The organism is Synechococcus sp. CS-205 (genome assembly GCF_025128255.1).
Classification (GTDB): Bacteria; Cyanobacteriota; Cyanobacteriia; order PCC-6307; family Cyanobiaceae; genus Regnicoccus_A.
Genome location: NZ_JAHLZB010000007.1, coordinates 14569 through 41045, shown reverse-complemented (window position 1 = coordinate 41045; position 26477 = coordinate 14569). Strand labels below are relative to the sequence as shown.

At 66.7% G+C, this 26477-nt stretch carries 24 protein-coding genes; 9 read left to right on the top strand and 15 right to left on the bottom strand.

Going from position 1 to position 26477, the window contains the following annotated elements; genetic code table 11:
* Positions 1-34 precede the first annotated feature (34 nt).
* Positions 35-1417: a glycosyltransferase family 2 protein gene (locus tag KQ297_RS01495; RefSeq protein WP_259737865.1), complete on the bottom strand. Its 1383-nt coding sequence runs from the start codon at positions 1415-1417 to the stop codon at positions 35-37.
* A gap of 58 nt (positions 1418-1475) precedes the next feature.
* Entirely contained in the window at positions 1476-1805 is a 330-nt protein-coding gene (locus tag KQ297_RS01490; RefSeq protein WP_259737864.1) for a hypothetical protein, read from the bottom strand.
* A 92-nt stretch (positions 1806-1897) separates the two neighbouring features.
* Here KQ297_RS01490 and KQ297_RS01485 point away from each other — a divergent pair, with 92 nt between their 5' ends.
* Positions 1898-2227 carry a ribbon-helix-helix domain-containing protein gene (locus KQ297_RS01485; RefSeq protein WP_259737863.1) on the top strand — a complete coding sequence of 110 codons (330 nt, stop codon included), beginning with the start codon at positions 1898-1900 and terminating at the stop codon, positions 2225-2227.
* A gap of 16 nt (positions 2228-2243) precedes the next feature.
* On the opposite strand, the gene KQ297_RS01480 is transcribed toward KQ297_RS01485, so the two are convergent.
* The 7 genes from KQ297_RS01480 to KQ297_RS01450 all read right to left on the bottom strand — a co-directional run bounded on the left by KQ297_RS01480 (position 2244) and on the right by KQ297_RS01450 (position 10287).
* Entirely contained in the window at positions 2244-3413 is a 1170-nt protein-coding gene (locus KQ297_RS01480; protein WP_259737862.1) for an anhydro-N-acetylmuramic acid kinase, read from the bottom strand.
* Positions 3413-4117, bottom strand: coding sequence for a TrkA family potassium uptake protein (locus tag KQ297_RS01475; protein WP_185466736.1), 705 nt, complete (start codon positions 4115-4117; stop codon positions 3413-3415). Before KQ297_RS01475 ends, KQ297_RS01480 begins: the two co-directional genes overlap by 1 nt.
* Before the next feature lie 89 nt (positions 4118-4206).
* Complete coding sequence (locus KQ297_RS01470; RefSeq protein WP_185466737.1) at positions 4207-4842, bottom strand: peroxiredoxin; 636 nt, start codon at positions 4840-4842, stop codon at positions 4207-4209.
* Between the two features lie 102 nt (positions 4843-4944).
* A complete protein-coding gene (locus tag KQ297_RS01465) occupies positions 4945-6756 on the bottom strand; it encodes an SLC13 family permease (protein ID WP_259737861.1) in 1812 nt (603 codons plus the stop codon).
* An 11-nt stretch (positions 6757-6767) separates the two neighbouring features.
* Positions 6768-8414, bottom strand: coding sequence for a GTPase HflX (gene hflX, locus KQ297_RS01460; protein WP_259737860.1), 1647 nt, complete (start codon positions 8412-8414; stop codon positions 6768-6770).
* Positions 8411-9082, bottom strand: a complete 672-nt coding sequence (locus tag KQ297_RS01455) for an HAD-IA family hydrolase (protein ID WP_259737859.1) — start codon at positions 9080-9082, stop codon at positions 8411-8413. Before KQ297_RS01455 ends, hflX begins: the two co-directional genes overlap by 4 nt.
* On the bottom strand, positions 9070-10287 hold the full coding sequence (locus tag KQ297_RS01450; RefSeq protein WP_259737858.1) for an NAD(P)/FAD-dependent oxidoreductase: 1218 nt from the start codon (positions 10285-10287) through the stop codon (positions 9070-9072). Before KQ297_RS01450 ends, KQ297_RS01455 begins: the two co-directional genes overlap by 13 nt.
* Before the next feature lie 75 nt (positions 10288-10362).
* On the opposite strand from KQ297_RS01450, the gene KQ297_RS01445 reads away from it, so the two are divergent.
* Both KQ297_RS01445 and KQ297_RS01440 read left to right on the top strand, forming a co-directional pair.
* Positions 10363-11112, top strand: coding sequence for a phosphoadenylyl-sulfate reductase (locus tag KQ297_RS01445; RefSeq protein ID WP_259737857.1), 750 nt, complete (start codon positions 10363-10365; stop codon positions 11110-11112).
* 3 nt (positions 11113-11115) lie between these two features.
* Entirely contained in the window at positions 11116-11886 is a 771-nt protein-coding gene (locus tag KQ297_RS01440; RefSeq protein WP_259737856.1) for a type III pantothenate kinase, read from the top strand.
* On the opposite strand, the gene bcp is transcribed toward KQ297_RS01440, so the two are convergent.
* Positions 11864-12331, bottom strand: coding sequence for a thioredoxin-dependent thiol peroxidase (bcp, locus tag KQ297_RS01435; protein ID WP_259737855.1), 468 nt, complete (start codon positions 12329-12331; stop codon positions 11864-11866). The two genes, KQ297_RS01440 and bcp, sit on opposite strands and share 23 nt — an antisense overlap.
* 64 nt (positions 12332-12395) lie before the next feature.
* Between bcp and KQ297_RS01430 the strand changes: the two genes are divergently transcribed.
* Positions 12396-12902 carry a hypothetical protein gene (locus KQ297_RS01430; protein ID WP_259737854.1) on the top strand — a complete coding sequence of 169 codons (507 nt, stop codon included), beginning with the start codon at positions 12396-12398 and terminating at the stop codon, positions 12900-12902.
* 110 nt (positions 12903-13012) lie between these two features.
* Positions 13013-13684 (top strand): alpha/beta hydrolase, encoded by a 672-nt coding sequence (locus KQ297_RS01425; protein ID WP_259737853.1) that lies wholly within the window; start codon positions 13013-13015, stop codon positions 13682-13684.
* A gap of 67 nt (positions 13685-13751) precedes the next feature.
* Here the strand turns inward: KQ297_RS01425 and KQ297_RS01420 are convergent, their stop codons facing one another.
* Positions 13752-16034 carry an AAA family ATPase gene (locus KQ297_RS01420; protein ID WP_259737852.1) on the bottom strand — a complete coding sequence of 761 codons (2283 nt, stop codon included), beginning with the start codon at positions 16032-16034 and terminating at the stop codon, positions 13752-13754.
* 98 nt (positions 16035-16132) lie between these two features.
* Between KQ297_RS01420 and KQ297_RS01415 the strand changes: the two genes are divergently transcribed.
* Genes KQ297_RS01415 through KQ297_RS01405 form a run of 3 tightly spaced genes read left to right on the top strand, consistent with a single transcriptional unit; the run spans position 16133 to position 20938 of the window.
* A complete protein-coding gene (locus tag KQ297_RS01415; protein ID WP_259737851.1) occupies positions 16133-17224 on the top strand; it encodes an efflux RND transporter periplasmic adaptor subunit in 1092 nt (363 codons plus the stop codon).
* Between the two features lie 13 nt (positions 17225-17237).
* Complete coding sequence (locus KQ297_RS01410) at positions 17238-20651, top strand: efflux RND transporter permease subunit (RefSeq protein WP_259737850.1); 3414 nt, start codon at positions 17238-17240, stop codon at positions 20649-20651.
* Positions 20651-20938 (top strand): hypothetical protein, encoded by a 288-nt coding sequence (locus tag KQ297_RS01405; protein WP_259737849.1) that lies wholly within the window; start codon positions 20651-20653, stop codon positions 20936-20938. The genes KQ297_RS01410 and KQ297_RS01405 overlap by 1 nt, the downstream gene beginning before the upstream one ends.
* A gap of 35 nt (positions 20939-20973) precedes the next feature.
* Here KQ297_RS01405 and KQ297_RS01400 read toward each other — a convergent pair whose 3' ends face one another.
* On the bottom strand, positions 20974-22638 hold the full coding sequence (locus KQ297_RS01400) for an alpha-D-glucose phosphate-specific phosphoglucomutase (RefSeq protein WP_259737877.1): 1665 nt from the start codon (positions 22636-22638) through the stop codon (positions 20974-20976).
* A gap of 144 nt (positions 22639-22782) precedes the next feature.
* Here KQ297_RS01400 and KQ297_RS01395 point away from each other — a divergent pair, with 144 nt between their 5' ends.
* On the top strand, positions 22783-23157 hold the full coding sequence (locus tag KQ297_RS01395; RefSeq protein WP_259737848.1) for a hypothetical protein: 375 nt from the start codon (positions 22783-22785) through the stop codon (positions 23155-23157).
* A 40-nt stretch (positions 23158-23197) separates the two neighbouring features.
* On the opposite strand, the gene KQ297_RS01390 is transcribed toward KQ297_RS01395, so the two are convergent.
* From KQ297_RS01390 to KQ297_RS01380, 3 genes are read right to left on the bottom strand one after another with little or no spacing between them, the layout of a single operon-like run.
* On the bottom strand, positions 23198-23677 hold the full coding sequence (locus tag KQ297_RS01390) for a hypothetical protein (protein WP_259737847.1): 480 nt from the start codon (positions 23675-23677) through the stop codon (positions 23198-23200).
* Positions 23678-23716: 39 nt separating this feature from the next.
* Entirely contained in the window at positions 23717-24928 is a 1212-nt protein-coding gene (locus tag KQ297_RS01385; RefSeq protein WP_259737846.1) for an FAD-dependent oxidoreductase, read from the bottom strand.
* Entirely contained in the window at positions 24925-26352 is a 1428-nt protein-coding gene (locus KQ297_RS01380) for a phospholipase D-like domain-containing protein (RefSeq protein WP_259737845.1), read from the bottom strand. The genes KQ297_RS01385 and KQ297_RS01380 overlap by 4 nt, the downstream gene beginning before the upstream one ends.
* Between the last annotated feature and the right edge of the window lie 125 nt (positions 26353-26477).

Here is a 26477-nt window from a genome sequence, read left to right as displayed (position 1 = left end):
TGGCTGTTGTTGGATCGAAGGCCGAAGCGCTCTCTCACCACGACCGGCGTCGGGTCATGGTGCTGGTGTAGCCCCAGAGATGGCTGAGGGCGTTCAGGGGCAGATAGAAGAAGGGCCTGAGGATCAGCTCGATCAGTGCACCCTGCACTGAAACCTCCCTACGGCCGAAGGCCAGCCTGTAGAGGCGCGTCGAGAGCCCCGTGAGCAGCAGCCCCACCAGCCCCGAGACCAGGGCCAGCAGGCCGAGGGCCTCGAATCCGGCGGGAGGGTCAGCCAGCAGCGCCAGACCGGCGAGAAACCAGGCGAGGGGGTAGAGGAAGTTGGCCACGCTGAAGGTGTTGTGGGCGAGGTACAGCAACCCCAGAAATCCATACTGGCGATTTCCCACCATCGAGCGGTAGCGAATCAGGGTTTCAAGGAATCCACCGGCCCAGCGCCGCCGCTGGCGCAGGAACACCCCCACGCGGCCCGGGGCTTCGGTGCGCACCGCCAGGGCCGGCTGGACCCTGACCCTGCAGGGCTCTCCCTGGTCGCGGCGGTGGCGCTGCAGGCGGTACATGATTTCGTAGTCCTCGGCCCAGCTGGAGGGATCGAAACCACCGATCTCCACCAGAGTCGTGCGGCGGAAGGCTGAGCAGGCCCCGGAGATGATCAGGCTGGCCCCCAGCTGGCTCCAGGCAAGGCGCCAGAGGTGGTTGCGGGCGTATTCGTAGCGCTGGAAGCCGGCGAAGAGGCGGCCCTGTGGAGTGGCGGGGCAGCGTGGCAGCAGCGTGCCGCTCACCGCGTCCAAGCCGGGTTCCCGGGCGAAGCTGTTCCCCAGGGCCGCCAGGGCTCCGGGCAGCAGCTCAGTGTCGGCATCGAGGATCAGCACCACCTCGGCTTCGCTGAGGGCCACCCCCTGGTTGATCGAATCCCCTTTGCCGCGGTGCTCCTTGGCCAGCAGCCAGACACTGGGATGGCGCCGCGAACGGTGCAGTCGCCCCTCTCCCTCAAGGTCGAAGCGTTGGGCGAGGCTCACCAGGGTGTCATCGGTGGAGCCGTCGTCGCAGACGATCACCTGCTGGGGCTGGGGAACCTGTTTCAGCACGCTCGCCAGGGTGGCGGGCAGGGAGGCGGCTTCGTTCCAGGCCGGGATGATCACGGCGATCGTCGGAGCTGCGCGGGGAGGTGGCTCGGGCGCCACCTCCGGGATGGCTCTGTACTGGAGCCAGGCCTGTCGGGCCAGCACAAGGATGAACAGCGCCTGGAGGGTGTCGTAGATCACCACGGCCAGCGACAGCACCAGGAAGACCTCCAGCTGCCTCATCAGACCGGCCGCGAGGATTCCTGCCGGGATCAGCCAGGAGATGGAGAGCAGGGCGAGAAAGAGCCCCGCCGGCCGGCCTGGGCGGATGGCCCCTCGTTCTTGTCTTGGCATGCTGCCGCTGAACGGGAGGCCTGGTGAGGCAAAGCCGGGGTCAAAGCTAGAGGAGCCTTCAGGCGGCCTGGGGCGGCTCCACCGATTCTCCTGGTTCGCCGCCGCTGGGAGCTCTCTCCAGACTGCGGGCCTCCAGGCAGAGCTGTTGGCGCAGCTGGGCGTAGTTGGCGGCCAGGGGCTGGCGGCCCTCCTGGAGGGCGGTGAACTCGGCGCGCTGCAGCACGTGATGCAGGTGGGTGAGCAGGTAGGTGCTGATCACCGCGGAAACCTGCACGTCGCTGGAGCTGGCCCCTCGGGTCGGGGCCTGGCGTGGGGAGGTTTGACGCTCCTTGGTGCGACGGGGTTTGGGAGGCTGTCCCGCCGCTGACGTGACCGCGCTGTTGGGCATGGCTCGTGCTCGGAGCGCTTTGATCTTAGTGCCGGATACTATCCGATCGGATCTCTGTACACTGGTGTGTAACACGTGGGATCCCTGCCGCTGTGGCCACTCGCCAGACCTCCACGAGCGGCCGCCCCAAGTCCCCCCGCATCCAGGTGGTTCTGCCTGAAGAGCTCTGCGACCGCCTCACTGCAGCGGCAGAAGCCGAGTCGCGAACGGTCAGCAACATGGCCAAAGTGCTGATCCAGCGCGGGCTCGACAGCCTCGAGCAGGTGGTGGCGCCCCTCCCCTCTGTGATGGGCGAGCGCTCCAGCCCTGCCGGCAGGCCCACCGAGCGCTTCCGGCAGGAGCTGGAGCGCCGCGAGCGCAACCAGCCCCGCCGCTTGCGGGGGCTGCCGCGCCGGCTGCGCCTGCCACGGTCCAGCTCCTGAGATCCCCTCTGAACGATCAGGGGGTGGGATCGGCCCTGACCCCCAGCACCGCCGCCCGTCGGGCGCCGGTGACCGAGGGCAGGGAGCCGGCATGACCGTGGCGGTGCCACCAGGCCAGGAGGGCGAAGCCCAGGGCTTCGCGGGCGGCTTCATCGAGGCCCAGGTCTGAAAGCGGGCGCAACCAGAGCCCCCGGCAGCGCCGCCTGAGCTGCTCGATCAGCATCCTGTTGCGGGCTCCTCCTCCAGCCACCACCAGCTCCAGTGGCCGCGGCCCATGGCGGAGATCCGCCGCCACCACCGCCGCGCTGAAGGCGGTGAGAGTGGCCAGGGCATCCTCGGGCTTCAGGGGAGCTCCAGCCTCTGCCGCCTGGTTCTCCAGTGCCAGCAGCCGCCGCTCCAGATCCGGCAGACCGAAATCCTCCCGACCGGTGGATTTCGGGGGCGGGAGCTGGAAGTAGGATTCCTGTAGCCAGGACTGGATCAGCTCCTCCTGCACGACACCGCGGCTGGCCCAGGCCCCGTTCTCGTCGTAGCTGAGAGTTCCCTGGCTGAAGCGACTCACCGCCAGATCGATCAGGGTGTTGGCCGGGCCGCAGTCCCAGCCGCGCACCGGCTGCTGGCGTTCCGGTCCCCCGGCGGGAGGCAGCAGCGTGAGGTTGGCGATGCCCCCTAGGTTGAGCACCGCCCGCCAACCCCCGATCGAAGGCAGCAGGGCCGCATCGGCCGCCGGCACCAGCGGGGCGCCATGGCCGCCCAGGGCCAGGTCGTGGGCACGCAGATCGAACACCACCGGCCGCTCCAGCAGCTGGGCCAGCAGCGGACCCTGCAGCAGCTGCCAGCTGCTGCCGCGCCGATCCCCCATCGGGGCCCTGTGCCAGATGGTCTGACCATGGCAGCCCACCAGTTCGGCCCGGCCCTCCGGATCACAGCGGCGGGCACAGTCGGCCTGAGTTTCGCTCACGGCTTCGGCCAGATCCAGCAGGCTGGCTGCCGTCAGGGGCTGGCCCTGACCGGCCGCGATCAGCCGATCGCGCAGATCCCTGGGGTAAGGGCAGAAGCAGTGGTGAAGCAGGCGCCAGCGGGGACGCCTCAGGGGAGGCTGAAAACTGGCCAGCACCGCATCCACGCCATCGGCGCTGGTGCCGCTCATCAGACCCAGCACCAGGCTGGGCTGCCCTGGGGCCATCACAGCTGCGGCAAGCCTTCGAGGGCCTGGACGGTTCCCATCACCACCAGCAGATCCCCTTCGCTGAGCACGTGGGAGGCCGGGGGGTTCACCGAAAGCCTGTTCTCCGGGCCCGCGGCCAGAACGCTCACCTCATAGTTCTTGCGCAGGTTCAGATCGCGCAGGGAACGGCCGATGAAAGCCTGGGGCACCTTGATCTCTTCGATGCTGTTGCGGTCGTCGAGTCTGAGCCGCTCCAGCAGGTTGGGCCTCACCAGTTGCCGGGCCAGCTGCTCCCCCTGCATGCGAGAGGGAAACACCACCTTGTCGGCCCCCACCCGGCGCAGCATCTTCTCGTGCAGGTCGTTGGTGGCCCGGGCGATCACCTGCGTCACCTTGCTGCCTTCGCTGTCCTTGACGATCAAGGTGGCCGTGATGCTGGCGGCGATGGGTTCGCTGATGCCCACGACCACGGTGCTGAGATCAAGAACGCCCGCCTCCCTCAGGGCCTCCTCATCGGTGCAGTCAAGGGCGCGGGCCTCGATGGCCGGATCCACCTGACGCAGGGCGTCGATCGCCCGCTGTTCCTTGTCGATCGCCAGCACCTCGGCCCCGCAGCGCACCAGCTCCTTGCAGACGGCCGTCCCGAAACGACCCACCCCGATCACCGCGAAACTCCCCGGCGCGGCCGTTCCGGCTCCCTGCCAGCGCCACCAGTTGGTCATCGAGTTTCATCAGCGTGCGGCGCCATTCTGTGACCAACCCCCATCGGGCGCCGCCGGAAGGGCCGTCGCCCCTCCGGCGGGCTCGACACTCACTTGTTGGGCTGAGGAGTCATGCGCAGATACGGCTTGATCTCGGTGACACCCTTGGGGAATTTGGTGCGCGCGTCCTCTGTGGCGATCGAAGGAACCACCACGCAGTCCTCACCGTCCTTCCAGTTCACCGGCGTGGCCACCTGGTGGTAGTCGGTGAGTTGCAGGGAATCGATCACCCGCAGGATCTCTGTGAAGTTGCGGCCGGTGCTGGCCGGGTAGGTGATCTGCAGACGCAGCTTCTTGTTGGGATCGATGATGAAGACCGAGCGCACCGTCAGGTTGTTGAGAGCGTTCGGATGAATCATTCCGTAGAGGTCACTGACCGTCTTGTCGGAATCCGCCAGGATCGGGTAGTCGACGACGGTGCACTGGGTCTCGTTGATGTCGGAGATCCAGCCCTTGTGGCTTTCGGCGGAATCCACGCTCAGGGCGATGGTCTTGACGTTGCGCTTTTCCCACTCGGGCCTCAGTCGGGCGACCTCGCCGAGTTCGGTGGTGCAAACCGGGGTGTAATCGGCAGGATGGGAGAAGAGGACGACCCAGCTGTCGCCGGCGAAGTCGTAGAGGTTGATGGGTCCCAGCTGGGACTCCTGGGTGAAATCGGGAACGGTGTCACCGAGTTGAAGCGTCATGGGGAAAACGTCTGGTGCGAGGGAGAGGTGTGGATCGTGGTGTGAAAGGGCGCCTTCCGCCGCCGTAACCATGACCGGAGTTCAGGTTAGGCACCCGCGTCCCTAAATTCCGAACTGGCCGCAGATCAGCCAGGGGACCAGCAGGGTCATGGTGAGGGTCAGGGGCATGCCGTAGCGGGCCACATCGAGGAAGCGATAGCGACCTGGCCCGAAGACCATCAGGTTGGTCTGGTAGCCCACCGGGCTGAGGAAGCTCTGGCTGGCCCCGAACAGCACGGCGTAGATGAAACCCATCGGCTCCTGGCCCAGCCCCTGAGCCAGTTGGGCGGCGATCGGGATCAGCAGCACCACCGTGGCGGCATTGCTCATCACCTCGGTGAGCAGGGTGGTGAACAGGAACACCACGGCCAGCGCCCAGAACACGGGCCATCCTTTCAACAACAGCAGCATCGCCTGGGCGATGGCCGCCGCCAGTCCGGTTTTCTCCATGGCCACGCTGAAACTGGCCAGGGAGCCCAGCAGCAGGATCACATCCAGGCGGATCGAGCGCTGCAGATCCCCTGGCCTCAGGCAGCCGCTGGCCACCATCGCCACGGTCCCCAGCAGCACCGACGCCACCAGCGGCATCACTTGCAGGGTGGGGAGCAGGATGGTCAGCAAGGCGATCACCAGGGCGATCCCCTTGCGGCCGGCGTAGGGCAGGTCCTTCTCCAGCTGCTCCAGCACCACCAGGTCGTTGCTGGCCTGAAGGCCCCGGATCGCGTCACGGGGAGCCTGAAGCAGGAGCACGTCGCCATCGCGCAAGACCACCCGACCCAGGCGTTCCCGCAGCACCGCGTTGCCTCGCCGCAGGGCGAGCACGGTGGCGTTGTAGCGCTGGCGGAAGCGCAGATCCCGCAGGGTTTCCCCGGGCAAGGTGGATCCCGAGGGCAGCAGCACCTCCACAGTGAGCTGGCTGGCCGGATCAACCGCCTCCAGGTCCCCATCTTCGAGCTTCGCCGGCGCCAGGCTGACCGTGCGTTCCTGCTGCAGTCGCAGCAGATCTTCACGGCTGCAGCGGAGCAGCAAGCGGTCGCCTTCAGCCAGGGACAGGTCCGCCAGGGGCGGCAGGAATCGCTCCTTGCCGCGGTGCAGCTCCAGCACGTCGAGGTCGAAGCGCCGTTGCAGGCGGCTGTCGTGCAGCGAGCAGCCCAGCAGCTCCGAGCGCCTGGGAATCAGCACCTCGGTGAGGTAACCGCTGCGGGCCATCCCTCCCATCAGGTCGTTGTCGTCGACCCCCCGGTTGGGAAGGAGGCGATCAGCGAGGAGCACCATCATCGTTCCCCCCACCAGCCACACCCCCAGTCCGATGCCGGTGAAGCTGAACAGGCCGAACTCTCCGTAGCCGAGCTTGTTGCTGACCTCACTGGCCAGCAGGTTCACGGAGCTGCCCAGCAACGTGAGCGTGCCCCCCAGCACGGTGGCGAAGGAGAGCGGCAGCAGCACCTTCGAGGGGGCGATCCGGTGACGGTGGCACCAGCCCTCGATCACAGGCAGCAGGGTGGCCACGATCGGGGTGTTGGGGATGAAGCCCGAGACAGGGCCCACCACCGCCACCATCAGGGTGATCATCCGCCTGGGGCTGCGCACCGCATTCGAGCCGATCAGGGCCCGCAGGCGATCCATGGCGCCGGAGCGGAACAGACCGGCGGAGAGGGCGAACAGGCCCATCAGGGTCACCAGGGCCGTGCTGCCGAAGCCCTGCACGGCTTCGGCGGGTTCGAGCACCCCGCTGGCCATCAGCAGGCCCGCCGCCAGCAGGCCGGTGAGCTCTGGGGCGAGCCAGCCGGTGATGAACAGCCCCACCGCCAGGGTCAGCACCAGCAGGGTGATCAGAGCCTGGGGCTGGAGGGCGACCAGGAGCAGTGCCTCCATGGACGCATTTCCTATGTGGATTGCGGCCAATTTTGCAGGATCTCGCGCAGGTGCTGCAACCCGAGGCCCCCCGTTGCGGAAACGAACACCGAATCCGCGTCCAGAGCCCGGGCCTCCTCCAGGGCGGAGGCGGGGCAGCGATCGATCTGGTTGGCCACCAGCCGCCTGGGCACGTGGCTGCCCAGGGAATCGAGGATGGTGTGGACTGTCCTGAGCTGCGTGGCCCAGGCCGGGTCGGCCAGATCCACCACGATCAGCAGCCCGTCGGACTCGAGGGTTTCTTCCAGGGTGGAGCGGAAGGCCTCCACCAGCGGGGGCGGCAATTCCCTGATGAACCCCACCGTGTCGGTGAGCAGAAGGCGATGCACCGTTCCGCCGGCATCGGGCAGCTCCAGCCGGCGGGTGGTGGGATCCAGGGTGGCGAACAGCTTGTTCTCCGCCAGCAGCTCCTCTCCGGGCAAGGGCCTGGTCAGGGCGTTGAGCAGGGAGCTCTTGCCCGCATTGGTGTATCCCACCAGCGCCAGCCGTTTCAGGCCAGTCCGGCCTCCGCGCAAACGAGCCCGGTGCTCCCCCAGGCGCTCCACGTCGCGCTGCAATCGCTCGATCCGGCGGGCAATGGCGCGGCGGTCTTTCTCCAGCTGGGTTTCGCCCGGCCCCCGGGTGCCGATGCCGCCGCCCTGGCGGGAGAGGCTCAGGCCGCGTCCGCTCAGCCGGGGCAGGCGATAGCGCAGCTGGGCCAGTTCCACCTGAAGGCGCCCGGCGCTGCTGGCGGCCCGCTGGGCAAAAATATCGAGGATCAGCTCGCTGCGATCACTCACAGGCAGGTCCAGCAGGCGCTCCAGGTTGCGTGCCTGCACCGGCGTCAGCTCCCGGTCGGTCACCACCAGGCTGGCCTCGAGTCGCCGGGCCTCCAGGGCCGCTTCGCGCAGCTTGCCTTCGCCCCAGAGCGTCTGGGGGGCGGCCTGCTGGCGCTTCTGGCGCACCACCCCCACAGGAAGGCCACCGGCGCTCCGCACCAGCCCTTCCAGCTCGGCGATGTCACGCTGGCTGTCGCTCTCCTCGCCGCTCACCAGCGCCAGCAGCATCACCCGCTCCGGACCCTGACGGGTCTGGTTGCCTCCATCGGCCACCCCCAGGTCGCCGGAGTCGGCGGGGTTGATTCCGGGATCACAGAGGTCGGCGAGCTCTCCCTCCATCCGGCAGCTCCAGGGCTGCGCTTCGTCGCAGCTGAGCCCATAGACGGCGGCGGGCCAGCGCCCGCCGGAGCGGGCCCGGTCGCCGTAGCGGAGCCAGAACATCGGCTGGAGATCCATTCCCACCAGGGCCTCACTGCCCAGGGGCTCCAGCGACTGGCCCCGGCCGATGCAGCTGAGCAGGCGCAGATCATGGCCCTGGCGCCGTTCGGAGCCAGGCAGGCGTTCGATCAACCGACCCGATTGCTCCAGGGGACCCACCCACAGCAAGCGGCAGAGGCCCCGGCCATCCACCACCAGGCTGAGGGGCAACGCCAGCTCCCGGGCCTCGGCCGCCAGCCGCTGCAGCCCCAGCAGGTCGGCTCCCCCCTGCTCTGGGTGGCGGCGATGGGCGAGACGCTCCAGCCGCCGTTTCTGGGCAGGCCGAAGGCCTGAGACACGCCCGGCGAGGACCGTCTGTTTCAAGGGCGCCGGATCAGCAGGCAGACGATGCCGGCCGCCCGGGCTCCGGCCACATCCTCGGGGCTGTCGCCCACATGCCAGGCCTGCCCGGCGCTGAGTCCCAGGCCGTCGAGCGCCAGTTCAAAGGGTCGCGCACTGGGTTTGGCGGCGCCTGCCGCGCTCGAGACCACCACCAGCTCCAGCAGTTCCGCCAGGCCGAGGGCCTGCAGCAGCCCATGCAGGCGCTGGTCGAAGTTGCTCACCACCGCCAGCCGCAGGTCGGCCCCGCGCCAGCGGTTCAGAGGCGCGATCACATCGGGGTAGACCTGCCAGAGATCAGCCTCGGCAAAGCGATCGAACAGCTCCTGGGCCAGCTGCGATGGCAGCTCCAGCTCGCTGTTCTCCTCGCTTGTGGAGCGAAAGGTGTCTTCGATCCGCTGTCCCCACCACTGCCGCTCGGCCGCCAGCAGCTCCTGGCCCTCCAGTCCGGGGAAGGCCAGGGGCGGTGCCGCGCGCAAAACCCCTGGGAAGACCCGATCGATCGCCGCCGGCTCCACCATCAGGCCATGTTGGCCGGCCAGGGCCGCATAGGTGTGGCCCACCGACCGGCGCAGACCGATCAGCGTTCCCACGGCATCCAGCAACAGTCCGGCCGGCGCACCCGTTGCCCCAGGCGGGATCATCGTGGCCATGGCAGCAGGGGCCGGCCAAGATCGCTCAACCAGCCTGCAGCCACCCTCAACTGATGCGGCAGGCCGGGCAACCTGGAGAGGTAGGCCAGCTGGCGGATCCTGTAGGCCGCGGGCCCAGCCAGGGTCACCCCCAGGCCGGTGAGGCTGGCTTCGCCGATGCCCAGGCTGATCATCTCGCCCAGATCCTTCCAGCGGAAGGGCTGCAGTGGCTCGCCCTCAAGCGAGCGCAGCAGGTTCTCCGCCAGGCAGTCGGCCTGCTGAAAGGCCACCTGGGCCGTGGCCGCCAGGGGCGCTCCATCGGCATCAGCGACGTCAGCCACATCACCCAGCGCGAACACACCGGGGTGGTCGCGCAACTGCAGGGTCGGTTCACAGTGCAGGCGGCCCCGGGCGTCGAGGCTGGCGACGGGCTCGATCGGAGGGGGTGCCACCGTCACGCCTGCGGTCCAGATCACTCCATCCACCGGCAGTGACTCGTCGCTGCCGGCGTCGTTGTCTGCCGTCAGAGAGAGCAGGAGGCGGCCTGGCTCGAGGGCCAGCACCCTGGTCTGGGTGCGCAGGCGCACATCGCGACGCAGCAGGGCTGAGCGGGCCTGCTCGCGGTTGAACGCCTTGGCCTGGGGCAGCAGATCGGCCCCCTGCTCGATCAGCTCGATCACGGTGCTGCCCCGGAGCAGGTCGGCCAGCTTGCAGGCCAGTTCCACACCGCTTGGTCCGGCTCCGACAAGTGCCAGCCGCTGCAGGGGCCTGGGGTGGCTGCGCAGATGCTGCACCAGCTCCTGCAACCGTTCCACATCCGCCAGGCTGCGGAAGGGAATGGCCAGGTCCTCCACTCCGGGTATGCCGTAGCTGGTGCCGCGGCTGCCGGTGGCGATCACCAGCCGGGAATAGGGGAGCTGGCGGCCCTGCTCGGTGTGGACGCAGCCAGCGCTCGCATCGACCCGGCTGACCCGATCCTTCAGCCAGGCAATGCCACGGCTGGCCAGCAGGGTGTCGTAGCGGGGGGCCACTTCCCAGCTGCGCAATTCCTCCGAGAGCAGCTCGTAGAGGAGGGGGAGGAACAGAAACCGCTCCTGAGGTTCAACCAGCAGGATCGGCGGATGGTGCCGATGGGAGGCCAGGGCCAGGGCGGTGTAGAGGCCACCGAAGCCGCCGCCGGCGATCAGAACCGGCCGCGTGGCAGGGCGGCTGCTGGACTCCTCCATGGGCGAAAGGCCTTGCCCTCTGCTGTTGATCAAACCCTAACCAGGGGTGTTGCCCCAGAGGAGATGATGGTCAACATGACCAGCCTCACCATGACTCCGCTGCCGACGGATCGGCTGGGCCGGGCCGTCGATCCGGAACAGGCCCGCCGTGCGCTGGAGCCTCTGGATGCCCCTCGGCAGCTGGCCTGGGGGTATGAGACCTTCGGGGAGGGTTTTGCGCTTACCACCAGTTTCGGGATTCAGTCGGCGGTGCTGCTGCACATGGTCAGCCGACTCGATGAACGGATCCCCGTGATCTGGGTGGACACCGGTTACCTGCCCAGCGAGACCTACCACTACGCCGACAGGCTTTGCACGGCCCTCAATCTCAACTTGAAGGTGGCCCAGGCGGAGCTCTCCCCGGCCAGGATGGAAGCCCTCTACGGCCGCCTCTGGGAAACCGGGCGGGTGGACGACCTGCAGACCTACCACCGCCTGCGCAAGGTGGAGCCCCTCGATCGCCTCTTCCGTGAGCTGGGGGTGCACTGCTGGGCCAGTGGAGTTCGCGGCAGCCAGACCGACCACCGCGGTGCCATGACACCCCTGGATGCTGTGAGAGGGCGCTGGTCGCTGCGTCCCCTGCTCTCCTGGGGCCCCCGGGACGTGTTCTATTATATGAACAACCACGCCTTGCCCCAGCATCCCCTGTTTGATCAGGGTTACTCCAGTGTGGGCGACTGGCATTCCAGCCGCCCCGACAGCGGTGATGGTCGGGCCAGTCGCTTCGGGGGGCTCAAGCAGGAGTGCGGCATCCACCTGCCGGGTGTGATGGGCGAGGGCATCTGAACAGTGCCTGACGGCGACCTCTGGTTGCTGATCGGCAACAGCCGCTGGCACTGGGCCGAAGCCTCCGGCAGGGCTTCTGCTCGATCCGGGCCCCAGGGGTTGCGATTCAGCCACAGCCTGCCTCCGGCTGATCCAGCGTCCCTGCCCTGGCAGCGGCTGCGTGCCTGGGCCGCTGTTGGCCCACTTCCCTTTCAGGGCAAGGGGGATTCCAGGACTCCGGAGGGGGTGGAGTTGCGGCGCCTTCAGCCTGCGAGCGTTCCCCTGCATCGGTTGCCCCCATGGCTGGGGATCGATCGTGCTCTGGTGGGCTGGCAGGCCTGGCGGAACCAGGGTTGCCATGGGGGAGGAGCGGTGCTGGTGGCCGACGCGGGCACGGCCCTGAGCCTTACCCGGGTGGGGGGCAATGCCACATTTCTGGGGGGGCGGTTGCAGCCCGGGCTGAGCACCCAGCTGAGCTCCCTTGGGCTGGCCACGGAGTTTCTGCCGCAGCTGGCGCCCTCGGACCCATGGTTCGATCGGCTCCACCAACCCGAAGACCTCTGGCCGGCCCAGACGGAGCCGGCCATGCGGGTGGGGTGTCTGCTGGGCCTGGCCGCTGCCGTTGCGCAGGCCTGGCGTGAGCTGGAACGGCTGGAGCCCACGGCGCTCTGGCTCACCGGTGGTGATGCCCCTGGACTGGTCCCGCTGTTGCAGCAGGCGGAGGTGCCTCTTCAGCTGGCCCCGAACCTGGCGCTGGAAGCGCTGGTGGATCTCAGCTCAGGCCCAGATCAGTGAGGATCTGCTGGGCCATCTCCTCCGCCTTGACCTTCCAGTAGATGCGCTCCAGGTTGCCTTCGGGGTCCACAACGAAGGTGTGGCGCATCATTCCAATGTAGTCGCGGCCCATGAACTTCTTCATTCCGTAGCTCTCGTAGGCCGTGGCCACCTCGCAGGGCTCCGGATCGCTGAGCAGGGTGAAGGGCAGCTGATGCTTGTCGATGAATTTCGTGTGGCTGCCGGCTGGGTCCTTGCTGATGCCGAGCACCTTGATGCCGTGCTTCTCGAAGCTTGCCCACTGGTCACGGAATCCGCAGGCTTCCTTGGTGCAGCCAGGGGTGTCGTCCTTTGGATAGAAATAGATGACCACCCGCTGACCGCGCAGCTCCGCCAGGGCCACGGGACTGCCGTTCTGGTCGGGGAGGCTGAACGAAGGGGCCGGATCTCCGATCTGCAGCGGCATGGTTCAACGTTCGCCTGGTTCGACCCTAGGTGGCCGGTAGGGTCAGTGGATCTCCCCAAGCCCGATGGCCCTCGCTCTTCGCCTCGGTCTCTCCACCCTGTTGGCCCTGATCGGTGTCGCGGGTCTGGTCCAGTTGACCCTGCAGCCTCCTCTGGCGAGCCGCACAGGGACATCGGCAGCCGTGGTGCTGGCCGATCTCGAGGCTCAGGAGGCCCTGCTGGACCAGCGGCAGCAGGCGGCCCTGCTGCTCAACCGTTTCGTGGGGGCCCAGATCACACGTTATTTCTGGGGTGGTTTCAGTGCCTACCTCGATGTGCTCGGGATCGAGGTCCCCCAGGACATGCAGCCCCAGCTGGAGGTTGATGACCAGAGCGCCCAGCTCACCGTCACCCCCCGCACCGGGAAAGAAACCTATGTGGCCCGGGTGGAGGCCATCGAGAGTGTCCCCCGGGGTGTGGTCTGCCGTGGTGAGGGCGACCCGGGAGCATTTCCCTTCCAGGCCGATCGCCTCGGTTGCCCCCTGGGATGGCGTTCACTGGGGAGTCTTCGGCGTCTTCGGCCCACCCCCTGAGTCGGAGCTGTGGTGGGGTCCAGCCGGAGCTCTGTCTGCGTTCCCGCAGGAAGTTGTTGGCAAGTGCAACTCACTTGGTTAGGTTGAAAGTGGTGTTCCTTCGCCATCCCGTGCTGAAGCGTCTTGCCGCTGGTCTCCTTGCAGGAGCAGCTTTTTCTGTCACAGCTCTGCCCGCCTCGGCTGCTGTGGACAATGATCTCCCCGTTCGTTGGAACACCGGCGGTGCCGTGTGGTCCACCGATCTGGATGCCTTCAAAACCTTCATCGAAGACGGTGACGTGACCGACCGCGGTCTTGCTGGCGGGATCTCCCGCTCCGGCTGGACCGCCGACGAGCTGCGCACCGGTCTGGCCAAGAGCTACAGCGTCGATGTGGTGGGTGTGTCCCGCTTCCTCTACTCCGACGCCGGCGTCAAGTTCCTCAAGAACCAGACCCGCAGCTACTTCCCTTACTGGTCGATGTCCACCTATGCGGTGCAGGGCCTGCGGGGCGCGATCATCGCTGACGCCGCCGATGGTTCCATCTCCTCGGCCGGCATCATGGCCGCCCTTCCCACCGACTTCCGCCTGGCTGACACCTGCGGCACCTACGACGGCAAGCAGAACATCTGCGCCGAAGGCAAGTGCCAGGGTGAAGCCCAGTGCACCTCCCTGCTCTCCTGGTACGTCTTCCTGCCGGCCTGCATCCAGGCCAATCAGATGACCGATCCTGTGGCCCAGGTGCGCACGGCCCCTGCCCCTGCTCCTGTGTTCGAGTCCGAGCCCATCCGCGGCCTCTGGTGATTCTCACCTCCTGGCTCCGTCCAGGTGCCCCAATCGTTTTCCTCACCCCGGCATTGCCGGGGTTTTTTTATGGCTGCTTACGGTTCGCCCCCCCTGCCTGCGGCGACGGCGACGGCGACTGTGCCGGGCGGCGGGCGATGAGGCGATTGTGGCGCAGCCGCTGGGGCAGACGCGCTCCGATCCGATCGCGAAATCCTGCTTCCAGCCGATTGACCTCCCCAGCGCTCATCGCAGCTTCCAGCCGACCGCGGTAGGGCGCCTCCGGGCCGAACCAGCGCTGAAGGGCGGTTTCGCTCAGCTCCAGAGTCAGGAACTCCTGCCAGCTTTCCAGCTCCACCGCCCATCCCAGCTCCTCCAGCGCTGCGGAGAGTTCAGTGGCGCCGGGATGAGGCGCCAGCCAGCCCTCTTCCTGGAGGCTGAGGCGCTGCAACAGGTTCATCAGTGACGGGTCCTTGGAGACGTTGGAAGGGTCCCCAGGCTTCTCCAGCAGCTCAGTGAGCGCGCCGGCCGGCCCCAGCAGGGGCTCACTCAGCAGCAGGCGCCATTGCGCCCTGGCGCTGCTCAGCTGATTCAGCTGCTGCAACCACTGGAGCCAGAGCGCTGGCGCCAGCCCCTGGAACGGCGAGCGGGCCACCAGCCACTCGAACCTTTCCCCTGGCTCGATCGCGGCGGCCAGCTTCCGGGGGCTGGAGGGCTCCAGCAGGAGCAGCCGCGGGCTGCGAAGGCTGTCGAGCAGCTGGCTCTGGGCCTGCAGCCGCTCCAGATCCGCCGCCGCATTCACGCCGATCAGCACGCCCCCTTCTGGACTGGCCTCCAGGGGATCCAGGGCCCAGAGCAGGGAGCGGGCTGCGAAGATCAAAGTCCGGTCCTGCCGTTGCCAGCGGGCTCCGTCCCAGAAGCGTTGGCGCAGCTGGTCAAGCCGCTCACCCTCTGCTCCGGCCTGGCGTTGCAGCCAGCGCTCCAGTCCAGCGTCATCCGGCCCGCTGCTGAGCAGAAGGCCCGAGTCGGCGGAGCTCTCAGCCGCGGCCGAGAGCTGGGCGGCACGTCGCCGCTGCAGCCGCTCCTGGAGTGTCCCCTCCCAGCCGAGGCGTCCCGGCAACCAGAACACCTCGCCCTGAAGGGCTGCGGGCAGGTAGGTCTGGGCCACCCAGTGCTCGGCGTAGGCGTGGGGATACCGGTAGCCGACCCCATCACCGAAGGCAGCCCCATCCCGGTTGGCGTCACGCAGGTGGGAGGGCACGTCCTGGCGGTTGGTGGCCCGCACACTCTTGAGGGCGTCAAAGAAACCCAGCACACTGTTGCTCTTCTCGGCACCCGCCAGGTAGAGGGCGGCCTGGGCCAGGGGATAAAGCCCCTCCGGCAGTCCCACCCGCTCGAAGGCCGCCGCACAGGCTTCCACCACCACCATCGCCTGGGGATCGGCCAGACCGATATCTTCCCCGGCGGAGATCAGCATGCGCCGGAAGATGAAGCGGGGATTCTCTCCGGCTTCCACCATGCGCGCCAGCCAGAACAGGGCCGCATCCGGGTCGGACCCCCGCAGCGACTTGATGAAGGCGCTGATCGTGTCGAAGTGGGCATCCCCCTGCTTGTCGTAGAGCACGGCCCTTTGCTGGATCGACTGCTCGGCGATCCCCAGGTCGATCCGGATCACCCCGGTGGCATCGGCGGGGCTGCTCTCCACCGCCAGCTCCAGGGCGTTGAGCAGGCTGCGGGCGTCACCCCCCGCCACATCGAGGAGGTGATCGGCCGCCTCTGGGCTCAGCTCCACCGCCCGGCCCCCATAGCCCCGCTCCCCGTCGGCCAGGGCCCGCTCCAGCAGCACCCGCAGATCACGGGGCTCCAGCGGCTGCAGGCGGAACAGCCGGGAGCGGCTCACCAGGGCCTTGTTGACCTCGAAGTAGGGGTTTTCGGTGGTGGCGCCGATCAGGGTCACGGTGCCGTTCTCCACCCAGGGCAGCAGGGCGTCCTGCTGGGCCACGTTGAAGCGATGCACCTCATCGATGAACAGCAGGGTGCGCAGGCCGTGCCGCTCCAGCCGCTGGCGTGCGGCCTCCACCTCGACGCGCAGGTCCTTGACCCCGGCGAGCACGGCGTTGAGGTTGGTGAAATGGGCCCGGGTGGTGCTGGCGATGATTCGCGCCAGGGTGGTCTTGCCCACCCCTGGCGGCCCATGAAGGATCAGGTTGCCCACCCGATCGGCCTGGATCGCCCGCCGCAGCAGCCGCCCTGGACCGAGGATCTCCTGCTGCCCCACGAACTCTTCCAGGTTGCGGGGGCGCAGGCGGTCCGCCAGTGGTGCCAGGGCCTGGCGGGTGATGTCCCCCTGATGGCTGAACAGGTCGCTCAAGGGCTGCATGGCGATGAGAGGACAATCCTGGGATCAACCCCCGGGGTCTGCAGCCGGCGTCATCGGGCTGCAGAATCGGGCAACTCTTGTCACCTTGCGTGAAGCGTTCCTGTCTGGTGATTCCGGCCGCTCTGGGGCTGCTGGCGGCTGGTCTCAGCGGCTGTGGGGATCCCCCCAAGCCACCCCCTCGTCAGGTTCAGGTCAAGACGGAGCCCGTGACCCAGGCCCGTTTCAGCGACGACGTGGACACGATCAGCACGCTTGAAGCCCTCAGTGTGGTGGAGCTGGCGGCCCAGGCCGGGGGACGCATCGAGCGCCTGCTGGTGCGACAGGGCGATGTGGTGCGTCAGGGGCAGCTGCTGATGGTGCTCGATCAGGTGCAGGTGCGTGCTGATGTGGCCAGTCTGCGCGCTCAGCTCGAGAGGGATGAACTGAACTACAAGCGCTTCGAGTTCCTGGTGCGCCAGGGAGCGGCCAGTGCCCTGCAGCGCGATCAGTTCCGCGCCCAGTTCGTGCAGTCGAGGGAGGCCCTGCGGGCCCGCGAGGCCGATCTGGCCTTCCGGGATCTGCGCTCCCCCACCGATGGGGTGATCAGCGATCTGCAGGTGAAGGTGGGTGATGTGATCAGTGCCGGCGATCCCTTCACCAAGGTGGTGCGAAACGACCGCCTCATGGCCCGCATCGACGTGCCCGGTGTGCTCACCGCCCGGGTCAGGCCCGGACTACCGGTGATTCTGCAAGAGCCTCAGTCCTCAAAGGTGCTGGCCCGTGGGGTGGTCAGTTCCGTTGATCCGGCCGTGAACGCCGGCGACCAGGCCCTGCTGCTGAAGGCCGAATTCGCCAATCCCACCGGCGCCTTGCGCACCGGTCTGCGGCTGCGCACCAGGGTCCAGCTCGCTGCGGCCGATCTGCCCTCGGTTCCCTTCGCGGCTGTCACCCAGACGGCAGGCCAGAGCTTCGTGTTCGCCCTCGGCAGCCTCCAGGATCTGGAGAAGAACCCCGGAAAGGCCTCTCTGGACCAGTTGCGAGAGTTGCCCCCGGGCAGCAGATTCGCCCTGCAGCGCCCGGTGCAGCTCGGGCCGCTGCAGAACAATCGTTATCCGGTCCTGCGCGGTGTGACACCCGGTGAACGGGTGATCACCACGAATCTGCTCACCCTGCGTCACGGCACACCCGTGACGGCACAGTAGGAGCAGAAGCCAGATGTCCGCTTCCGACAATTTCATCACGCGGCCGGTTCTCACCGTCGTCTGCAGTCTGCTGATTGTGATCGGTGGTCTGATCTCGATTCCGTTGCTGCCGGTTGAAAATCTTCCCGACATCGCACCTCCCACCGTGACGGTGAATGCCACCTATAACGGCGCCGACGCGATCTCCGTTGAGGAAGGTGTCACCAATGTGCTGGAGCAACAGATCAACGGGGTGGAGAACATGGACTTCATCACTTCCTCCAGCGCCGCCTCTGGGACCAGCGCCATCACCGTGTCGTTTGCGAGCGGAACTGACGGTGACATCAATCAAGTCAATGTTCAGAACCGGGTGGCGTTGGCCCAGCCCCAGCTTCCCGAAGAGGTCAGGCAGTCTGGTGTTGTAGTTAACAAGGCCTCAAACTCCATTCTTCTTGTTTATAACTTTGGAAGTGAGGATGCGAAAAATCCTTACAGCACGGAGTTCATCAGCGGCCTGCTCGACCAGAGACTCACTGACCGGATCAAGCGTGTCAAAGGGGTGGGCAATGTCGCTTTCGCCGGCAATCGTAAGCTGGCCTTTCGGCTCTGGCTCGATCCAGATCGTCTCGCCGCCAACAAGCTCAGTTCCGCTGATGTCGTCGATGCCCTGCGCAGCCAGAGTCGGCTGGTGCCTGCGGGCCAGGTGGGGGGGGAGCCGGCTCCAGAAGGGCAGGAGTTCACGTTCACGGTGCAGCTGCAGGGGCGGCTGCGCAGCGCTGAGGAGTTTTCCAATCTGATTCTGCGAAGTACCGGAGAAGGTGGTCTGGTACGGCTGCGGGATGTGGGTCGTGTGGATCTGGGGGCTGAAACCTACGATGCCAACGCCACCGATCTGGAAGCGGTCCCCTCCGTGGGTCTGCTCGTCTACCAGTTGAGTGGCAGCAACGCTCTTGAGGTGTCTCAGGGTGTCAAGGATGTGCTGGATGATTTCAGCCGCGAGATTCCGCCTGGAATCAAGATCGAGAAGATCTACGACACCACCGACTTCATCAATGCCTCGATCAAGGGGGTCACCAATTCCCTGCGCGATGCTGTGGTGCTCGTTGTTCTGATCCTTTTTCTGTTCCTGCAGAACTGGAAGGCCACCCTGGTGCCTGGGATTGCCATCCCTGTGGCACTGGTGGGCACATTCATGTTCGTGAAGGTGGCTGGCTTTTCACTCAACCAGCTCACTCTCTTCGGCCTGGTGCTGGCCACCGGCCTTGTGGTGGATGATGCGATCACAGTGATTGAGGACACCTCTACCAAGAAGGGCCAGGGGATGACGGCTGTTCAGGCAGCGATGAGCACGATGAATGAACTCTTCGGTGCTGTGATCGCCACCTCGCTGGTGCTCTTCGCGGTTTTCCTTCCTGTTCTTTTCTTCCCAGGGGCTACTGGAACAATCTACAAGCAGTTTGCCGCCACGATCATCTTTTCGGTGGCGATCTCTACCTTTAATGCCCTGACGTTCTCGCCGATGCTCTCGGCCCTGCTGCTCGCCCGCGATGGAACCCCCCCCGGGCGGCGCACCTACGCCATCGCAGGAACCTCCATTGGCTTCATCTATGGGCTGTTGGTGAGTGGCGAAGGAGCCCTGCAGGTGCTGGGGGCCGTGGTTGTGGGCCTCTTGCTGGGTTACCTGCTGGGGTTGATCACCCAACTGCCCCTGCGGCTTCCTTTCACCGTCGGGGCGGCGATGATCGGTCTGGTGCTGGGTGGTGTGACCCAGCCGTTCTCCGTTCTGATCTTTGCGCTGATCGGACTTGCGCTTGGTTTCTTTCTCGAGCCGATCTTCACGCGTTTCAACAAGCTCTACGCAGCCGGCGAAGGAGGTTATAAGAAGGGTTTGGGATGGGTGCTCAGCCATCGTGTCCTGATCCTGGGGTTCCTGGTGGGTGGTATCGCCCTCACGGGCGTGGCCTTCACATCGATCCCCTCTGGTTTCGTGCCGATCGAGGATCAGGGGTATGCGATCGGCTTTGTGCAGGCCCCCGACGGCGCCTCGGAACAAAATACCCGGGTCATCAACAAGCAGGTTGCCGAGATCTTGCGTACTGAGAAGGACATCAGTACGGCGGTGATCATCAGTGGCTTCAGCCTGGATGGCAATGCTCCCAACAAGGGACTGTTTTTCTTCGGCACCAGGAACTGGTCTGATCGTCCTGATCCCGATCAATTCATGGACGCCATCGTGGAACGGTTGAACCGCAAGATGGCGGCGATTGATGGGGGCAGGATCTTCGTGGTCGAGCCACCAGCCATTCCAGGCTACGGAACCTCTGGTGGCTTCGAGTTTCAAATGCTGGATCAAAGCAGCGGAGCCTTAAGCCTTCCAGAATTCTTTGCGAATGCCAATCAGCTGATCGCCAAAGCAATGCCCACGGGGATTTTTAGCAGGGTGTTCACGCAGTTCACGCCAGAGTCCCCCCAGCTCAAGGTGAGTGTGAATCGAGATCAGCTGGCGGCCTTGAACGTGGATTATGGCCAGGCGATGCAGGCTTTCACCTTCTACTTCGGAGGAGCATATATTAACGACACGTTCCAGGAGGGCAAGATCCGACGCGTCTATGTGCAATCGGATGCTCCATTTCGGGCCACCCCGCAACAGCTCAAATCGCTGTTCGTGAACAACCGCATCGGCGAGCCTGTCCCGCTTGCAGAGGTGTTCACGGTGGAGCCTGCCACTGGTCCGTCGGTGATCCCCCATTTCAACCTGTACCGTTCAATCAAGGTTGAAGGCTCACCAGCTCCTGGCCGCAGCTCCGGTCAGGCCATCAAAGGTATGACCGATGCCTTTGAACAGCTGGGGACCAATGGTCTCAGTTTCGACTGGACAGGACTTTCAAGAGAGGAAGTCAAGGCAGGCGCCCTTGCCATCGTGATCTTCGGATTCGGCATACTGGTTGTGTATCTCGTGCTTGCCGCGCAATATGAAAGTTACAGTGATCCACTGATCATCCTGATGACAGTGCCCACCGCGATGCTGGGAGCCCTCGCTTTCCTGGCCGCAAGGGGTGAAGTGCTCAACATCTACGCCCAGGTGGGCTTGGTGATGCTGATCGGCCTGGCGGCCAAGAATGGAATCCTGATCGTGGATCTGGCCAATCAGCGCATGGCCGAAGGTTCCTCGGCGATCCAGGCCGCACGTGAGGCGGCCGAATCCCGCCTTCGGCCGATCCTGATGACGGCCATTTCCTCCTTGTTCGGTTTCCTGCCCCTGGTGCTGGCCAGTGGTGCTGGTGCACGCAGTCAGGCCTCCCTCGGCACGGTGGTGTTCGGTGGCCTGATGGTGGCCACCGTGCTCTCGCTGTTCGTTGTTCCAGTCTTCTATGTCGTGATGAAGGGGCTGGTTGTCTCCGGTGACGACAAGACACCTCCCCCAGCTGTTCCATCGCCGTTGTCCTGATGTCCAGTTCGCCGGAGCCCCTCAAAGGACGCCGCATCGTTCTGGTCGGCCTGGTGGGTGGTTTGTTCGGCTTGGCTGTGAGCTTTTTTCTGCAGGCGATCGTGGCCAACACGCCTGTCACGGTGAGCTCTTACGCCATGTTCTGGTTCCGGCTGCTGCTGGGTGCCTTTGGCACCCTGGCGGGCATGGCGATCGAAACCGTGCGTCAGCTGCAGGTCACCAATCCGGATCCGGCGTACCGCCAACCCGTCTTGCGAGGGGGAGGCCGCTCCAAAGGGCGTCCCTGACGGCCTGTGGAGGTGAGGGCCTACGGATTCAGGGTTCAGGTGATCACCGTGGGCCGCTCCATGCCGGTGCGGCTGCGGATCTCGGCAAGCTGGTCGGCGGCGGTGATCAGATCGGCGAGGGCCTGCTGGGGATCCTGATCGAGGTTGCCGCCGGCAGCCACATAGCTCTCCAGGTAGAGGCGCAGGGTGGCCCCCTGGGTGCCGGTGCCGGAAAGGCGTACCACCACGCGGCTGCCGTCATCCAGCAGCAGGCGCAGGCCCTGGCCGCTGGTGAGGGAGCCATCCACGGGGTCGGTGTAGCTGAAGTCGTCGGCGGTGGCGATGCTGCGGCCGGCGAAACTTGTCCCCACCAGGGAGGGCAGCAGGCCCTTCAGGCGGTCGTAGAGACCATGGGCCCTGTCGCTGGCGATGGCTTCGTAGTCGTGGCGGGAGTAGTAGTGGCGGCCAAAGCGGCTCCAGTGGTCAGTCATCACCTCGGCCACCGTGCAGCGGCGCGTGGCCAGGATCTGCAACCAGAACAGCACGGCCCAGAGCCCATCCTTCTCGCGGATGTGGTCGCTGCCGGTGCCGAAGCTCTCCTCACCGCAGAGGGTGATGCGGCCGGCATCGAGCAGGTTGCCGAAGAATTTCCAGCCCGTGGGGGTTTCGTAGCAGGGGAGGTTCAGATCACGTGCCACCACATCCACCGCCGCGCTGGTGGGCATCGAGCGGGCCACCCCCGCCAGCCCGGAGGAATAGCCGGGGGCCAGGGTGGCGTTGGCGGTCAGCACCGCCAGGCTGTCGCTGGGGTTCACGAAGCAGCGGTGGCCCAGGATCATGTTGCGATCGCCATCACCATCACAGGCGGCCCCGAAGCGGTAGGCGTCGCCATCGAGCAGCAGCTCGGCCAGCTCATGGGCATAGGTGAGGTTGGGGTCGGGGTGACCGCCGCCGAAATCCTCCAGAGGTGTGCCGTTGCGCACCGTGCCGGCCGGCGCGCCGAGCAGCCCCTCCAGCAGCCGGCTGGCGTAGGGGCCGGTGACGGCATGCATGGCATCAAAGGCGATCGGAAAGTCGCCTCGTAGCAGCTCTCCGATCGCGCCGAAATCGAACAGGCCCTGCAGCAGGGTGACGTAGTCATCGACCCCGTCGATCACTTCGATGCGCAGGTCGCCCAGGGCATGGACTCCTGGCACGTCCAGCGATGGCGTCTCGGCGTCAACGATCCTGTAGCCGTCCAACGCGGTGGTGGCGGCGAAGATGGCATCGGTGATCGATTCGGGGGCCGGCCCACCGTTGGCGCCGTTCACCTTGACGCCGAAGTCTCCCTCGGGGCCACCGGGATTGTGACTGGCCGAGAGGATGATGCCGCCGATCGCCTGGTGCTTCCGGATCAGGTGGGAGGCGGCGGGGGTGGAGAGAATGCCGCCGGTGGTGGTGATCAGGCGGGCCACGCCATGGGCAGCGGCCATGCGGGCGATCACGCCGATCGCCCGCCGATTGCCGTAGCGGCCGTCGCCGCCGAGGATCAGGGTTCCGCCCGCCACACCGGGAACCACCCGGAACACCGCTTCCACGAAGCTTTCCAGGTAGTGGGGCTGCTCGAACTGGCGGCTGCTCTTGCGCAGGCCGGAGGTGCCTGGTTTCTGGTCGGTGAAGGGGGTGCTCAGGGACACCTGGCGAACCGATGGGGATGGCGATGGGGAGGGAGTGGCGGCCATTGCAGCGGCTGAGGCATCGGAGGAGGCGCTGCTGGTCATGGGGGCCAACCTGAGGAAGCCCCACGCTAGCCCTGCAGCCAGGCCCCAACTGGCACGCTGCGGCCAACTGGCTAGCCTGCGACCACGTTGTGATCAACAGGGTCAATGGCCATCCCTTCAGCCAAGCCGAGACGGGTCTACGGGCTGATCCTGCCCCTTGTGGCCCTGGCCATCGCCCCTGCCCAGGCCGGCGTGATGGGGGCGGCACCCGCATCGCCCATGCCCCAGGCCATCAGCGTGACCCGGAAGGCGGCCACGGCCGTTCTGGCGAAGTCGGGCACCCCGAGCTGCCTCACCGGCAAGCTCACCAATGCCCTGCTCGGCCTCTCCTCCAGCTGTGAGGCCCAGGGTGATCGCTCCCCCCTCTGTCAGCTGGCCGATCAGGCGGTGGTCACCACTGGCTGGTCGATGGATTTCATGGAGCGCACCGCCAAGGAGCTGCTGAGGCTCTCGGAAACCCCCGTGGCCTCAGCCCCCTGAGCTGATCGGAACCACCGCCTTGGCTGTGGCCCCGATCAGCTCAGGGGCCACTCGATCCGAAGCCGAAGCCCGAACCGGATGGTCGCCCACCTCCGGATCCTCCCCCGGGCCCACCGGCTGAGGATCCAGGCCCGGCGGGGCCGTCCTTGGCCACGGGCCTGCTCACCTTCAGGCAGCTGCTGACCACCCGATCAGCGGCGGTGTCGATCCCATCGCGCCGGCTCAGGCTGTTGTCCGGCCCGGACACGGCGATCTGGACCACTCCCCAGAGGGCGTCCTTGCAGAAGCCCGAGAGCATGGGGTGATCCATCAGGTGATCCGCCAGATTGCGGGCCCGCTCGCAGGTGGGGGCGGTGTTCTCCCGGCCGCAGTCGAGGGCGGCCAATTGCACCTGCCGCAGCGTTTCGTTGCTCGGATAGAGGGCGAAGCTGTCGTCGGCCCGGGCTGGGCTCCGGCCCAGCCCGGGGGCAGCAAACAGCGCGGCACTCAGCAGCGTGACGGCAAGGCGTGATCGGGCCATCGAAGCGCTGCGCACAACAGCCTCCATCATGCCGACGCTTCAGACCGTCAGCCGAACCGGGGCCAGGCCCTGCCGCAGGGGAATCTGCCGCTGCCTCCAGGAACTCCCGATCCGCTCCCCCAGCCATGGAGCCAGCTGCACCAGGATGCTGCGCAGCAGGGGGGATCGACGCAGCAGCTGGGCCTGGCGTGCCTCCTGCTGCTGCAGCTCCTGGGCACGCAGGATCTCCGGGAATCGCTCCGCCTGGATGCGCTCCAGGCTGGTGTCGATCCCTGCGAGATCGCCGCGGATCAGCGGGGCCAGCAGGTGATTGGTGGCCACGAGCGCATCGCGGAGGGCCATGTTGATCCCCTGCGCCCGGATCGGGCTCATCGGGTGAGCGGCGTCGCCGAGCAACAGCAGACCCGGGCGCTGCCAGCGGGGGCAGCAGCCCACCTGGACCGAGAGTTTCAGCGGGGCGCTGATGGCCGGACCCACCCGTCGCAGGTGATCGGCCAGCCAGCTGGGCGCCATGGCCGCGAAGGCCTCGCCCCAGTCCTGAGGACTGCGCTCGATCCGCTCGCCAGGGCTGAGCACCCATCCCAGCTGGAGTTCACCCGGCAGGGCGCCATGGAAGACGCTGCAGGCGCTGCCGTCCTCCCCCAGCAGCATGGTGAAGACGTTGTCGGCTTCAAAGCGGGGGTGGCTGGGAAGGCGGAACCAGAGCAGGTCGATCGGGCTGCTCTGGCTCTGCAGCTCCAGCCCCGCCCGCTGCCGCACCAGGGAGGAGCGGCCGTCGGCGCCAACCACCAGGGAGGCTTCGAGCCGGCTGCCATCGCTGAGTACAACTCCCGTGATGCGCTCCCGGGCATGCATCAGGTCCACCACCGCGAGCCCCGGCTTCCAGTGGAAGTTGCTCGCCTGGCTGGCCCGCTCCACCAGGGCATCCAGCAGTGCTGGCTGGGAGACGAGCGTGCAGGGAGGTCCGTTCCCCAGCGGTTCCTCCACCCGGAACAGCTGTCGGCCATGCAGCTGGAACGACCAGCCGCTCAGGGACCGGTGGGGCAGGCGGGTCAGCAGGGGGCCGCACCCCATGGCCTCCAGGGCGGCCAGGCCAGAGGGCATCAGCCCCTCACCGCGAAACCGGCGCTGAGCATCCCGCGCCGCTTCCACCAGGGTCACCGGGACCCCCCGCTCAGCCAGCAGCATGGCCAGGGAGGCCCCGGCGGGGCCGGCACCCACGATCACCACGGCAGGGGTGGCTGGCGTCATGGCTGCTGGCTTGCGCTGGCCTGCGGCCGCGGCGTGCCTCGGCCGCAGGTTCGGTGGATGCGCTCCAGCTTCCGCTGCAGGCGGGCCGTGATTCCCAGTTCCGCTCCTTGCCACATCCGATCCTGCTCCCGGGTGAAGTGCCCCGCCAGTTGGGATGACTCCACGATCAGCAGCGTTTCGTCATTGCCGTGGGCGGCGGAGGGGCTCCAGTTGAACGAGCCGGTGATCACCGTTCGCCCGTCGATCACGGCGAACTTGTGATGCAGCTTGTCGCCCCGTGCCAGGCGGGGTGTTCCCACCCCTTGGATCGGTTGCTTCCAGGGGTTGTTGTCCTGCTCCAGCTTGCAGAAGCGATCCGGCATCGAAAGCCCCAGCAGATCCAGAACTTCCGAAAAGCTACGGCTGGCGAAGCCTGGATCGGCCAGCACCCGCATCGCCACCCCCCGCTGCTGCTGCTCGCCCAGGCGGTTGGCCAGTTCCTGGGCCGAGAACACGAACAGGCTCAGATCGAGCCGTCGCCGGGCCGCCGCCAGGCGCTGATCGAGCAGTGCCAGGCCGTGGTTGGGATCCTTGCGGCGGTGAGGAGCGAACAGCACCTCGACCCGGGTGGGGCCCACCATCACGGCCTGCACACCCCCCTGCTCCTTGGTGATGCCGAAGCGGCTGTCGGCCAGGCCGCCGGGCCCATCCCCCCACATCCGGCTGAATTCCTGGCTGAAGAGTGCGGCCAGCTCCTTGCTCTCGAAGCGCAGCAGATGGTTGACGTTGCCACGGGTGCGGGAAGCGCCAGGATCCCCGTGGATTCCCGAAGCGGTGAAGTTGGCGGAGCCGGTGAGCACCCAGCGCTGGTCCACCACCATGAATTTGTGGTGCATCAGGCCGCTGCCGGCGCTGCCATCGGCGGTGTCATCGATGATCGGAACGCGGCCCTGCCGCAGGATGCGGAGGGCGTCGCCCCGATCGCGCTCACTGATGCTGAGACGACCGTCGCGGTCGGAATCAGCGAGTGCCAGCAACTGGCGGTAACGCCCGAGCTGGTGGGAGCTCAGGCCGGTGGGCACCTGGTCGCTGAAGGGAGTGCTGTAGGTGTTCTCCAGAACCACCCGGACCCGCACGCCCTGGCGTTGCCGTCGCACCAGAGCTTCGGCCACCTTTGGCAGGGAGAGTTCCTGGACGGCCACCTGGATGTCGCTCTCAGCCCGCTCAATCGTCTCGAGCATGAAATGCTCCAGGTCGTCGCCGTTGCGGCGTTCGCCGCTGATCGGACTGATGTAGTGACGGTCGGCGCGATGGTTGAAGGCCACCTCCACCCCAGCCGGCAGGGGCAGATCCGCCGGAGCTGACCCCAGGATTCGGGCAGGGGCGGAACAGGCACTCAGAGCGAGGCCGATCGCTCCGGCCAGCAGGGCTGGCCAAGCGCTCACGCCATGGAGAGATCTGGAGGATGGCGGGGGACCCATCAACTGAGGCGCTGCTGCTCCCCAAGAATTCCCAGCCGCTCAGCTCTTGAATCCCTCAGGACCCAGGCCACAGGAGCCGAGCCGGGCGG